The sequence below is a fragment of the Micromonospora inositola genome, from assembly GCF_900090285.1.
In the GTDB taxonomy this organism is placed as follows: Bacteria; Actinomycetota; Actinomycetes; order Mycobacteriales; family Micromonosporaceae; genus Micromonospora; species Micromonospora inositola.
In genome coordinates, this window is the sequence record NZ_LT607754.1 from 1,621,280 (window position 1) to 1,634,006 (window position 12,727).

8 protein-coding genes are annotated in these 12,727 nt (G+C 73.1%); 4 read left to right on the forward strand and 4 right to left on the reverse strand.

Annotation, left to right across the window (positions count from 1 at the left end):
• Positions 1-24: 24 nt before the first annotated feature.
• Positions 25-534 (forward strand): GbsR/MarR family transcriptional regulator, encoded by a 510-nt coding sequence (locus GA0070613_RS07790; RefSeq protein WP_089011680.1) that lies wholly within the window; start codon positions 25-27, stop codon positions 532-534.
• A gap of 3 nt (positions 535-537) precedes the next feature.
• Here GA0070613_RS07790 and GA0070613_RS07795 read toward each other — a convergent pair whose 3' ends face one another.
• A complete protein-coding gene (locus GA0070613_RS07795) occupies positions 538-1,095 on the reverse strand; it encodes a response regulator (protein ID WP_089011681.1) in 558 nt (185 codons plus the stop codon).
• Entirely contained in the window at positions 1,092-5,456 is a 4,365-nt protein-coding gene (locus GA0070613_RS07800) for a hybrid sensor histidine kinase/response regulator (RefSeq protein WP_089015813.1), read from the reverse strand. The genes GA0070613_RS07795 and GA0070613_RS07800 overlap by 4 nt, the downstream gene beginning before the upstream one ends.
• A gap of 252 nt (positions 5,457-5,708) precedes the next feature.
• On the opposite strand from GA0070613_RS07800, the gene GA0070613_RS07805 reads away from it, so the two are divergent.
• Entirely contained in the window at positions 5,709-7,787 is a 2,079-nt protein-coding gene (locus GA0070613_RS07805; RefSeq protein ID WP_089011682.1) for a SpoIIE family protein phosphatase, read from the forward strand.
• Positions 7,788-7,832: 45 nt separating this feature from the next.
• On the opposite strand, the gene GA0070613_RS07810 is transcribed toward GA0070613_RS07805, so the two are convergent.
• Positions 7,833-9,290: an FAD-binding oxidoreductase gene (locus GA0070613_RS07810; protein ID WP_089015814.1), complete on the reverse strand. Its 1,458-nt coding sequence runs from the start codon at positions 9,288-9,290 to the stop codon at positions 7,833-7,835.
• A 102-nt stretch (positions 9,291-9,392) separates the two neighbouring features.
• Between GA0070613_RS07810 and GA0070613_RS07815 the strand changes: the two genes are divergently transcribed.
• Complete coding sequence (locus GA0070613_RS07815; protein WP_089011683.1) at positions 9,393-11,489, forward strand: S9 family peptidase; 2,097 nt, start codon at positions 9,393-9,395, stop codon at positions 11,487-11,489.
• Between the two features lie 42 nt (positions 11,490-11,531).
• Here GA0070613_RS07815 and GA0070613_RS07820 read toward each other — a convergent pair whose 3' ends face one another.
• On the reverse strand, positions 11,532-12,473 hold the full coding sequence (locus GA0070613_RS07820; RefSeq protein ID WP_089011684.1) for a threonine ammonia-lyase: 942 nt from the start codon (positions 12,471-12,473) through the stop codon (positions 11,532-11,534).
• A gap of 58 nt (positions 12,474-12,531) precedes the next feature.
• Here GA0070613_RS07820 and GA0070613_RS07825 point away from each other — a divergent pair, with 58 nt between their 5' ends.
• Positions 12,532-12,714, forward strand: a complete 183-nt coding sequence (locus GA0070613_RS07825) for a hypothetical protein (RefSeq protein WP_089011685.1) — start codon at positions 12,532-12,534, stop codon at positions 12,712-12,714.
• Positions 12,715-12,727 lie beyond the last annotated feature (13 nt).

Below are 12,727 nucleotides of genomic sequence, written 5' to 3' on the forward strand. Positions count from 1 at the left end.
TTTTCACGGGAGGAGCCCCCGCCGATGGCTGACGACCGTCGCCCCGCCCGCAACGAGGAGGAGATCCACCTCTTCGTCGAACGGATGGCGATGGCCTTCGCGGACGTCGGCTTCCCCCGGATGGCCGCCCGGGTGCTGTTCAGCGTGATGAGCGCCGACGGGCCGCTCACCGCCGCCGAGATCGGCGAGCGGCTGGGGGTGAGCGCCGCGGCCGTCTCCGGCGCGGTCCGCTACCTCACCCAGTTCGCCATGCTGGTCCGCGAGCCGGTGAAGGGCTCCCGGCGGGACCGTTACCGGATGCCGGACAACCCCTGGTACGAGGCCACGGTCACCAAGACCGGGCTCTACAAGAACTTCATCGACATCGCGTCGGGCGGGGTGGCGGCCCTGGCCGGACGGGAGACCCCCGGCGGCGAGCGGGTCAGCGAGATGCTGGACTTCTTCCTCTTCGTACAGGAGGAGATCGACGCGCTCGGCGAACGCTGGCGGGCCCGGCGCGCCGCGACCGGACACGGCGGCCGGCCCGACGCCTGACCGTCAGGCGGTGTTGCCCCAGCGGGCCTGTTCGAGGAGGTCCACCGCGCGCTCCCGGGACTCCGGGCCGTCGTCGCCGCGCAGCAGGGCGGTGGCCTCGTCCACCGCCTCGGTGAGCACCCGCCACTGGGCGTCCCGCTCCCGCACCACGTCCGACTGGGCGGCGAGCTGCCGGGTCTTCACCCACAGCTCCACGAAGACCGACACCTTCGCCCGCAGCACCCACGGGTCGAACGGCTTGGTCAGGTAGTCGACCGCGCCGACCGCGTAGCCGCGCAGGGCGAGCTGGGCATCCTTGTCCGCCGCGGTGAGGAAGATGATCGGCACGTGCCGGGTCCGCTCCCGCCGCTTGATGTGGCTGGCCGTCTCGAACCCGTCCATGTCCGGCATCTGGGCGTCCAGCAGGATCACCGCGAAGTCGTCCACCAGGAGCTGCTTGAGCGCCGCCTCGCCGCTCTCCACGGCGACCGACTGCACCGGGAGCCCCTGGAGGATCGCCTCCAGGGCCATCAGGTTCTCCCGCCGGTCGTCCACCAGCAGCGCCTTGGCCGTCTGTGTCACGAATTCTCCTCGCCTCGGCCGCCGCTGATCCACGACGCCATCAACTCGATCAGCTCGTCCAGGTCGACCGGCTTGGTGATGTAGTCGCTGCCGCCGGCCGCGAGCGCCGACTCACGGTCACCCGGCATCGCCTTGGCGGTCAGGAAGACGATCGGCAGGTCGGCGAAGCGATGGTTGCGCCGGATCTGCCGGGTGGTCTCGTACCCGTCCTGGTCCGGCATCATCGCGTCCATCAACACGATGTCCACCTCCGGATGCTCGGCCAGCAGGCGGACCCCGTCCGCCCCGTTGTCCGAGTACAACACGGTCATCCCGTGCAGTTCCAATGCGGAGGTCAGGGCGAAGACGTTGCGGACGTCGTCGTCGACGATCAGCACGGTCACCCCCTCCAGCCGCCGGGCCGCCGGGGTCTCCGGCGGCTGCGGCAGCTCCATCGGCATGAGCAGCGACGACGGCAGGCCCGCGCGGCTCGGCGACGGCGGTGCCGGCGCCACCACCGCGTCCGGCGCCAGCACGTCCGGCACGAAGAGGGTGAAGGTCGAGCCCTGCCCGGGCGCCGAGGACACGGTGATCGTCCCGCCGATCAGCCGGGCCAGGTCCCGGCTGATCGACAGGCCCAGCCCGGTGCCGCCGTAGCGGCGGCTGGTGGTGCCGTCGGCCTGCTGGAACGCCTCGAAGATCAGCGACAGCTTGTCGTCCGAGATCCCGATGCCGGTGTCGATCACCGTGAACGCGATGACCTGCCGGGCGTTGGTAAGCGCCGGCACGTCGAAGACCGCGTTCTCCGCCGCCGGGGCGATCCGCAGCGTCACCGCGCCGTTGTCGGTGAACTTCATCGCGTTGGAGAGCAGGTTGCGCAGGATCTGCTGCAACCGTTGGGCGTCGGTGACCAGCGCCGGCGGCAGGTCCTTCGCCAGCCGCACCTGGAAGTCCAGGCCCTTCTCCTCGGCCTGCGGGGCGAACGCCTGCTCGACGTACCCGCGGATCTCGGAGAACCGGACCTCGGTCGGCTCGACGTCCATCCGGCCCGCCTCGATCTTGGACAGGTCGAGGATGTCGTCGATCAGCGAGAGCAGGTCCGAACCGGCGCTGTGGATCGTCCGGGCGAACTCGATCTGCTTGCGGGTGAGGTTCTGCTCCGCGTTCTCGGCCAGCAACCGGGACAGCAGCAACAGCGAGTTCAGCGGCGTACGCAACTCGTGGCTCATGTTCGCCAGGAACTCCGACTTGTACGCCGACGCCCGGGTGAGCTGCTGCGCCTTGTCCTCCAGGCCGAGCCGGGCCAGCTCGATCTCCCGGTTCTTCGTCTCGATGTTGCCCTTCTGCTCGGAGAGCAACTGGGCCTTGTCCTCCAGCTCGGCATTGGTCCGCTGCAACTCGGCCGACTGCTCCTGGAGCTCGTGGGCCAGCCGCTGGGACTGGGCCAGCAGCTCCTCCGTACGCCGGTTGGCCTGGATGGTGTTGACCGCCAGACCGATGGTGAGCACCAGCCGCTCCAGGAACGACAGGTGCAGCTCGGAGAAGGTGGTCACCCCGGCGAACTCGATCACGCCGAGCAGCTCGCCCTCGAAGAGCACCGGCAGCACCACCAGGTCGGCCGGCGGCGTCTCGGCCAGCCCGGAGCGGAGGACGAGCCGACCGTCGGGCTGGGCGTTGACCCGGATGGTCCGGCGGGAGAGCGCGGCCTGACCGACCAGCCCCTCCCCCGGACCGAAGGTCACGTCCTGTCCCCGCGCCACGTAGCCGTACGAGGCCGTCAACCGCAGTCGCATGCTGCCGTCGGAGCTGTCCGTCAGGAAGAACGCGCCGAGCTGCGCGTCGACCAGCGGGGTCACCTCCATCATGATCATCCGACAGACCTCGCCGAGGTCGCGCTGGCCCTGGAGCAGACCACTGATCCGGGCCAGGTTGGAGTCCAGCCAGCCCTGCTCGGCGTTCTTCTTGGTCGTCTCCCGGAGGGTGACGATCATCTGGTTGATGTTGTCCTTCAGCTCGGCGACCTCGCCCTGCGCCTTGACCGCGATCCGCTGGGTCAGGTCGCCCCGGGTCACCGAGGTGGAGACCTGGGCGATCGCCCGGAGCTGGGTGGTCAGGGTCGAGGCGAGCTGGTTGACGTTCTCGGTGAGGTCCCGCCAGGTGCCCGAGACGCCCTTCACCTGCGCCTGGCCGCCCAGCTTGCCCTCGATGCCGACCTCGCGGGCCACCCGGGTCACCTCGTCGGCGAACGACGACAGCTGGTCGACCATGGTGTTGACGGTGTTCTTCAGCTCCAGGATCTCGCCCTGGGCGTCCACGGTGATCTTCTGGCCGAGGTCGCCCTTGGCCACCGCGGTGGTGACCGAGGCGATGTTGCGCACCTGGCTGGTCAGGTTCGACGCCATCGAGTTCACGTTGTCGGTCAGGTCCCGCCACGTACCGCTGACGCCCTTGACCTGGGCCTGACCACCCAGCTTGCCCTCGGTGCCCACCTCACGGGCCACCCGGGTCACCTCGTCGGCGAAGGACGACAGCTGGTCCACCATCGTGTTCACCGTCGACTTCAGCTCCAGGATCTCACCCTGGGCGTCCACCGTGATCTTCTGCGACAGATCGCCCTTCGCCACCGCGGTGGAGACCTGGGCGATGTTGCGCACCTGACTGGTCAGGTTCGACGCCATCGAGTTCACGTTGTCGGTCAGGTCGCGCCAGGTGCCGGCGACGCCGCGTACCTGGGCCTGGCCGCCGAGCTTGCCCTCGGTGCCCACCTCGCGGGCCACCCGGGTCACCTCGTCGGCGAACGACGACAGCTGGTCCACCATCGTGTTGACGGTCGACTTCAGCTCCAGGATCTCGCCCCGGGCGTCAACGGTGATCTTCTGCGACAGGTCACCCTTGGCCACCGCGGTGGTGACCGAGGCGATGTTGCGCACCTGACTGGTCAGGTTCGACGCCATCGAGTTCACGTTGTCGGTCAGGTCCCGCCACGTACCGCTGACGCCCTTGACCTGGGCCTGACCACCCAGCTTGCCCTCGGTGCCCACCTCACGGGCCACCCGGGTCACCTCGTCGGCGAACGACGACAGCTGGTCCACCATCGTGTTGACGGTGTTCTTCAGCTCCAGGATCTCCCCCTGGGCGTCCACGGTGATCTTCTGCGACAGGTCGCCCTTCGCGACCGCGGTGGAGACCTGGGAGATGTTGCGGACCTGGCTGGTCAGGTTGCCGGCGAGCTGGTTGACGTTCTCCGTCAGGTCGCGCCAGGTGCCGGAGACGCCGCGCACCTGGGCCTGACCACCCAGCTTGCCCTCGATGCCCACCTCACGGGCCACCCGGGTCACCTCGTCGGCGAACGACGACAGCTGGTCCACCATCGTGTTGACGGTGTCCTTCAGCTCCAGGATCTCGCCCTGCGCCGCCACGGTGATCTTCTGCGACAGGTCGCCCCGGGCCACCGCGGTGGAGACCTGGGCGATGTTGCGCACCTGCGCGGTCAGGTTCGACGCCATCGAGTTGACGCTGTCGGTCAGGTCCTTCCAGGTGCCGGCGACGTTCGGCACCTCCGCCTGACCGCCGAGCTTGCCCTCGGTGCCCACCTCGCGGGCCACCCGGGTCACCTGCTCGGCGAAGAGCCGCAGGGTGTCGGTGAGCGAGTTCATCGTGTCGGCGAGCTCGGCGACCTCCCCGCGCGCCCCGACCGTGATCTTCTGCGACAGGTCGCCCTTGGCCACCGCCGTCGCCACCTGGGAGATCGACCGCACCTGGCCGGTCAGGTTCGACGCCATGGTGTTCACCGAGTCGGTGAGGTCCTTCCAGGTGCCGGCGACCCCGCGGACGTCGGCCTGGCCGCCGAGCTTGCCCTCGGTGCCCACCTCGCGGGCCACCCGGGTCACCTCGTTGGAGAAGGACGAGAGCTGGTCGACCATGGTGTTCACCGTGCGGCCGATGCGCAGGTACTCGCCGCGCAGCGGACGGCCGTCGATCTCCAGCGCCATGTGCTGGGAGAGATCACCGTCGGCCACCGCCACGATCACCCGCGCGATCTCGGTGGTGGGGCGGCCCAGGTCGTCGATCAGCGAGTTGATCGCCCGCTGGCCCTCCGCCCACGAGCCGTCCAGACCCTCGTGGTCGAGGCGTTCGGTGAGCCGGCCGTCCCGCCCGACGATCCGGCTGATCCGGCGCAGGTCGAGGTGCTGCCGCTCCTGGAGCGACACCACGTCGTTGAAGGCGTCGGCGACCTCGGCGGCCAGGCCGGCCCGCCGGGGCAGCCGGACCTTGAGGTCGCCGCTGCGGACCCGTCGCAGCGCCGCCACCAGCTCACCGAGCAGCACCTCGTGATCGGGGCCGGACGGGTCCGCGGCTATCGACTGTTTCGCCGTGGTCATCATTCCTCGCTCAGCTCGGGGCCACCGGCTCGTACCGACATGCGGCCATCCCACCATTCTGCCCGCGCCGCAGTCGAGGCTACGACCGGTGAGCAGCCGCCACGCCCACGCGTCGTCCGGCCGACCCCCGCGGCACCCCCGCCGGGCCTGCCGGCGCCCCGCCCCCGGACGACTCAGCCGCCCGGGATCCGGCCACGAGCGGACGGCCGGGGCGGTTTGGCAGCCGGGGCGGCGGCGGTGGAGGATACGAAGGTGTCAGCGGAGGCGGAACCGGGCATGGCGGACGGCTCGGACGAGCACGTGCGGCGGGTGCGGCTCCCCGCCGACCGGCGTACGCCCGCCGCCGCCCGGGCCCTCGTCCGGTCCGTCCTCGCCGAGGCGGACCTGGAGGAGCTGCTCAACGAGGCGCTGCTGCTCACCACCGAACTTTCCACCAACGCGGTCGAACACGCCCGGACCGAACTGGACATCGAGGTCGCGGCGGACGGAGTCGGGCTCACCGTGACGGTCTCCGACTTCGCCGTCGGCCCGGTGGACGAGCTGGTGGTCGGCGTGCGCAACGACTCCGACGAGATCACCGAGGTCGCCGAGCGGGGGCGCGGGCTGCTGCTGGTGGACCACTTCGCCAGCCGCTGGGGCACCACCTACCTGCCCACCGGGAAGGGTGTCTGGTTCCGGCTGGACCGGCCCGACGCCGCACCGCCGGCGCGGCGCACGGCGGTCGCGGAGGCGCACACCCCGCTCACCGGCGCCGACAGCGACGACGCGGCGCACGGCGCGCCGAGCGCGGCCGCGATGAGCGAGCTGATGCAGACCAGCCCCGACCCGTACGCGGAGGACCCGCTGCCGGAGTTCGCGACCGACCTGGTGACCCGGCTGGCGGAGATGGTCGGCGCGGCCGGTGGCGTGGTCCGGCTGGACCGGGGCGACGGGCAGGGCACCCAGGTCCTGGCCCGGTACGGCCGGCAGCCCCGGGACGACAACGAGCTGATCCGGGTGCCGCTGGCCGTGCACCGCCCGTACGCCGGTGAGCTGGAGCTGGACGCGGCACCGTCGGCGTACGCGCGGCCGCTCGCGGTGCTGGCGGCCGAGCGGCTCTCGCTGCATTTGGAGAACGACCGGCTGCGCCGGGCGGACGTCCGCCGGTCGGCCTGGCTGACCTTCCTGGCCGAGGCGAGCGAGCTGCTCGCCCAGTCCCTGGACGTCGAGCTGACCATGGCACTCATCCCGCAGCTGGTGGTGCCCCGGCTCGGCCAGTGGTGCGCGGTGCACACCACCGACGAGTGGGGCCGGCTGCGGCTCGCCGCCTCCAGCCACGCCGACGAGTCGGTGCTGCCGCAGCTGCACAAGGTGCTCCAGGAGACCGGGCCGGAATCGATCCAGGCCCGGCTGCGCGAGGCGTCGCGCAGCGCGTCGCAGGTGCCGCTCGGCGCCCCGATGGAGGGCTTCGCCGTCCCGCTGATCGCCCGCGGCCAGCGACTCGGCACGCTGGCCGTCGGCCGGCACCAGCGGCACCGGCACGACCCGGACGAGGTCTCGGTGCTGGAGGACGTGGCCCGCCGGGCCGCCCTGGCGATCGAGAACGCCCGGATCCACGCCGAACGGCGCCGGGTCGCGCAGACTCTCCAGCAGTCGCTGCTGCCGCCGGTGCTCCCGGTGGTGGAGGGCATCGGCTTCGCCGCCGAGTACGTCCCGACCGGCGACGAAGCCGATGTCGGGGGCGACTTCTACGACGTGCTGCCGCTGCCGGACGGCCGGTGGCTGGTGGTCATCGGCGACGTGTCCGGCAAGGGCGTCCAGGCGGCGGCGGTGACCGGCCTGGTCCGGGACGTGATCCGGGTGCTGGTCGGCGACGGCAAGCCGATGCCGGAGGTGCTGGGCCGGCTGAACGAGACGCTGGTCGAGCGGGGCGGCGGCCGGTACTGCACGCTGGCCATGGCGGCCGTCGGACCGGCCGAGGGCGGTCAGCTCGACGTGGCCCTGCACCTGGCCGGCCACGACCGGCCGGTGCTGCTGCACGGCGGTGGTGGCGCCGCCTTCGTCGGCACCGGCGGCACCGCGCTCGGGCTGCTCGACTCGATCGCCACGCCCACCGCCGAGATCCCGCTCGGCCCGGGCGACGCGCTGATCTTCTACACCGACGGGGTGACCGAGCGGCGGCGCGGCCGGGAACTCTTCGGCACCGAGCGGCTGCGCGACGCCGCCGCCCCGCTGGCCGGTTACTCGGCGGACGTGGTCGCCGCCCGGCTGCGCGCCACCGCGCTCGGCTTCTCGGTGGAGGCCCCCCGCGACGACATCGCGATCCTGGTCCTCCGCAACGACGCCCTCTGACCCACCCGCCCACCCCACTCGGGGCCGGTTGATCAGCGGACGGGGTCAGAGGCCGCCGGGGAGGCGGCCGGGGGCGAGACGCTGGTGCGGGTCGAGGTGCTCCTTGGCCGCCCGCAGGCGGGGCAGCGTGGGCAGCTCGCCCCAGAGGTCGACCACCCGGCGGACCGGCGCGGGCGCGGCCACCACGACGCAGCGGCCCTGCCGGGCGAGCAGCACCCCGCGCACGGCGGCGAGGATCGACGCCACCCGGTCGGGCGGCAGGGACCCGGGCAGCACGGCGTGCACCGTGCCGATCCCGGCCGAGCCGCGGACCGGCACCGGGGCGCCGGCCGCGTCGCGCAGCGCGTACACCGCCGCGTGCAGGTCGTTGATGGGCACGTCGATCCGCAACGCGGTCTCGCCCGGGCCGAACGGGTAGCGCCCCCACCAGTCCGGGGCGGCGTGCCCGACCACCGTCTCCGGGCCGAGCACGGCCACCAGCCGCTCGGCGCGCTCCGCGACGTCGGCCGGGCCGCCCTCCAGCAGCACCACGAGGCTGCCGGCCGCGGCCGGTCCGGCGGACCGCCGGGCGATCGAGGGATGGTCGGGCCGGCCGCGGACCGAGGGATGGTCGGGGTGGACCCGCCGGCGGGGCAGGGGGACCGGGACGGGCAGGTCCAGCTCGACGGCCGCCGGGTCGAGCCGGGCGGCGAGCACCGCCCGGACCAGGTCGTGCACCTCCAGCGGGGTCCACACCGGCCGGGTGACCCAGACCCTGCTGGCGGGCACGGCCTGCACCCGCATGGTCGCCGAGACCAGCACGCCCAGCCCGCCCTGCGATCCGCAGAGCAGCCGGGCCACGTCGAGCCCCGGAACCTGCGCCCCGCCGAACAGCGCCACGGCGCCACCGCCCGCCGCGCCACCGCCCGCCGCGCCACCGCCCGCCCGGCCGGCCCGGCCGAGCAGCTCGGTGCCGGCCGCACCCAGGCTGACCAGCTCGCCGTCGGCGTCCAGGTAGCGAACCCCGACCAGTTGGGCGCACGGGCTGCCGTGCCGGTGCCGCAGCGGTCCGGCCTCGTCGGCCGCGAGCACCCCACCGAGGGTCGCCCCCGGGGAGGGCGCGTCGACCGGCAGCCGCTGGCCGGTGCGGTCCAGGGTCGCCTGGACCGCCCGGAGCGGCGTGCCGGCGCCGATCTCGGCGACCGGCGAGCCCTGCGGCTCGTGCCAGATCCCGGCGAGCCGGCCGGTGTCGAGCATGATGTCGACCTGCGCCGGGGCGGCACCCCAGTCGATCTTGGTGCCGGCGCCGCGCGGCACGACGGTGAGCTGGTGCGCGGCGGCCAGCCGCAGCACCTCCGCGGCGGCGTGCGGGCCGCCCGGCACCGCCACCCAGCGGGCCGTCCGGCCGGCCACCTCGTCGGCCGGGCCGGCGAAACGGGCGAACGGCGGACCGCAGATCTCCGCCAGTCGCCGGGTGATCTCCAGGGCGCCGGGCCGGTCCGTCGAACTCGCTGCAGCCGCCATGCCGGTCATCGTACATGTGTTCGAAAGACGTGGTGGCGGGTTGTCGGAACCGGTGCCGCGCGTACCCCGCGACAGCCTGCCGCCGGCCGGTAACGTGACGCCGTGAACACCGAGACCCCCGTACCCGTCGCCAAGCGCGTCCCGACCGAGCGCACCCACCACGGCGACAGCGTCGTGGACGAGTACGCCTGGCTCGCCGCCAAGGACGACCCGGCGACGATCGCCCACCTGACCGCGGAGAACGCGTACACCGCGGCACGCACCGCGCACCTGGAGGCGCTGCGCGCGGAGCTGTTCGAGGAGACCCGCCGGCGCACCCAGGAGACCGACCTGTCGGTGCCCACCCGCAAGGACGGGTACTGGTACTACACCCGCACCGTCGAGGGCCAGCAGTACGGCGTGCACTGCCGCCGGGCCGTCCGCGACGGCGAGACCACGCCCCCGATCAGCGCCGACGGCGCCCCGTTGGACGGCGAGGAGGTGCTGCTCGACGGCAACCTGCTGGCCGAGGGGCACGACTTCTTCTCGCTCGGCGCGTTCGACGTCAGCCCGGACGGCCGCTGGCTGGCGTACTCGACGGACTTCGCCGGCGACGAACGGTTCACCCTGCGGATCAAGGACCTCTCCACCGGCGAGGTGCTCGCCGACGAGGTGCCGGACACCTTCTACGGCACCGCCTGGTCCACCGACGCCTCCACGCTCTTCTACGTCACCGTGGACGAGGCGTGGCGGCCGAACCGGGTCTGGCGGCACGCCGTGGGCACGGCGTCGGGCGAGGACGTGGTGGTCCACCAGGAGGACGACGAGCGGTTCTGGGTCGGCGTCGAGCTGACCCGCTCCGAGCGGTTCGTGGTCATCGACATCCACAGCAAGATCACCAGCGAGGTGCGGGTGATCCCGGCGGCCAACCCCACCGGCGAGCCGGCGATCATCGCGCCCCGCCGGCAGGGCGTCGAGTACGCGGTGGAGCACCACGGGCACCGGTTCCTGATCCTGCACAACGACGGCGCGGAGGACTTCGCGCTGGCGTACACCTCGGCGGACGCGCCGGGCGACTGGACGCCGCTGATCGAGCACTCCCCGGGCACCCGGCTGGAGTCGGTCGACGCGTTCGAGAACCACCTGGTCGTCTCGCTGCGCACCAACGGCCTGACCGGGCTACGGGTGCTGCCGGTCGGCGGCGGCGACGCGTACGACATCGACTTCCCCGAGCCGATCTACAGCGTCGGGCTGGACGCCAACCCGGAGTACCGCGCCAGCGAGGTGCGGCTGCGCTACACCTCCCTGGTCACCCCCGACTCGGTCTACGACTACGACCTGGTCACCCGGCAGATGGTGCTGCGCAAGCAGAAGCCGGTGCGGCCCGGGCCGGACGGTCGGCCGTACGACCCGGCCGACTACGAGCAGCACCGGGACTGGGCGCTCGCCGACGACGGCACCCGGGTGCCGATCTCGCTGGTCTGCCGGAAGGGCACCCCGCGGGACGGCTCCGCCCCCGCCGTCATCTACGGCTACGGGTCCTACGAGGCGAGCATGGACCCGTGGTTCTCCATCGCCCGGCTGTCCCTGCTCGACCGGGGGGTGATCTTCGCGGTGGCGCACATCCGCGGCGGCGGCGAGCTGGGCCGGCGCTGGTACGACCAGGGCAAGCTGCTGGCCAAGAAGAACACCTTCACCGACTTCGTCGCCTGCGCCCGGCACCTGGCCAAGGCGGGCTGGACGGCCGGCGACCGGCTCGTCGCCCGGGGCGCCTCGGCCGGCGGCCTCCTGATGGGCGCGGTGGCCAACCTGGCGCCGGACGCGTTCAGCGGGATCGTGGCGCAGGTGCCCTTCGTGGACGCGCTCACCTCGATCCTCGACCCGTCGCTGCCGCTGACCGTCACCGAGTGGGAGGAGTGGGGCAACCCGCTCGACGACCCCGACGTGTACGCGTACATGAAGTCGTACACCCCGTACGAGAACGTGGCCCCGGTCGACTACCCGGCCATCCTCGCGGTGACCAGCCTGAACGACACCCGGGTGCTCTACCACGAGCCGGCGAAGTGGATCGCCCGGCTGCGCGCGGTCGCCCCGCAGGGCGACTACCTGCTCAAGACCGAGATGGGCGCCGGACACGGCGGACCCAGCGGCCGGTACGACGCCTGGCGCGAGGAGGCGTTCATCAACGCCTGGATCCTGGACCGCCTCGGCCGCGCCTGACCAGCGGCGGAGGGGCCCGGACCACGGGCCCCTCCGCCCCGATCAGTCCAGCACCGACGCCAGCAGCGCCGGGTCGACGTTGCCGCCGGTGACCACGGCGACCGTGCGCCCGGGCGGCAGCTCATCGCGGTGGAAGAGGCGCGCGGCGACCGCCACGGCGGCGCTCGGCTCGACCACCAGGCGGGCCTCCCGGACCAGCCGGCCCATCGCCGCGAGGATCTCCTCCTCGGTCACCGTGACGATGCCGTCGAGGCGGTCCCGCAGGTGGGCGAGGGTCAGCGCGGACAGGTGGGTGCGCAGCCCGTCGGCGCTGGTCCGGTAGGTCCGCTCGACGTCCCAGACCACCACCTCGCCCGCCGCCAGCGACTCTCGGGCGTCGGCGGCGAGCAGCGGCTCCACGCCGATCACCGCGGCCGACGGACGGAGCGCCTTCACCGCCGTGGCGATCCCGGAGGAGAGCCCGCCGCCGCCCACCGGCACCAGCAGCACGTCCACGTCGGGCAGGTCCTCGACGATCTCCAGCCCGATGGTGCCCTGCCCGGCGATGATCCGCGGGTCGTCGAAGGGCGGCACCAGCGCGGCCCCGGTGTCGGCGGCGATCCGTTCCGCCTCGGCGAGCCGGCGGGCCGGCGGGACCAGGCGCACCTCCGCGCCGAGGGCCCGGATCCGGTCCACCTTGACCGGCGGCGCTCCCTGCGGGACGACCACCGTGCAGGCGACGCCCGCGGCCCGCGCCGCGTACGCGAGCGCCTGGCCGTGGTTGCCGGACGAGTGGGTCACCACGCCCCGGGACCGGGCGGCCGGGTCGAGCCGGGCCACCGCGTGGGTCGCCCCACGCAGCTTGAACGACCCCACGGGTTGCAGGCTCTCGGGCTTGAGCCACAGCTCACCATCCCAGGGGGCCGGCAGCAGGGGCGTACGCACCACCGTCCCGGCGATGTCGTCGGCGGCGGCCCGGACGTCGTCGATCGAGATCAGCTCCATCGCCCCATCCTGCCGCGCACCCCGACGCCTAGACTGCCGGGGTGGGCGGGGCCGCGCGGTGAGCGACGAGGAGACGCCGGCGGGCGCGGACGTACCGCCGGATGCCGGGCCGGGTGCGGCCCGGCGCGGGACCGCCTGGGTGATCCTCGGCGTGGTCGCCGTCGCCCTGCTGATCTGCTGCTGCTCGGCCGTCATCGGCGTGGCGGTCGCCTGGTCCGCCGGCCTCTTCGACGCCCGCTGAGCGCCGCGCCACC

Bases quoted from the DNA above. Each gene is read 5' to 3' on its own strand.
- GA0070613_RS07810 (WP_089015814.1), bottom strand. From the start codon at position 9,290: ATGGCGGCTGCAGCGAGTTCGACGGACCGGCCCGGCGCCCTGGAGATC.
- GA0070613_RS07820 (WP_089011684.1), bottom strand. From the start codon at position 12,473: ATGGAGCTGATCTCGATCGACGACGTCCGGGCCGCCGCCGACGACATC.
- GA0070613_RS07800 (WP_089015813.1), bottom strand. From the start codon at position 5,456: ATGACCACGGCGAAACAGTCGATAGCCGCGGACCCGTCCGGCCCCGAT.
- GA0070613_RS07790 (WP_089011680.1), top strand. From the start codon at position 25: ATGGCTGACGACCGTCGCCCCGCCCGCAACGAGGAGGAGATCCACCTC.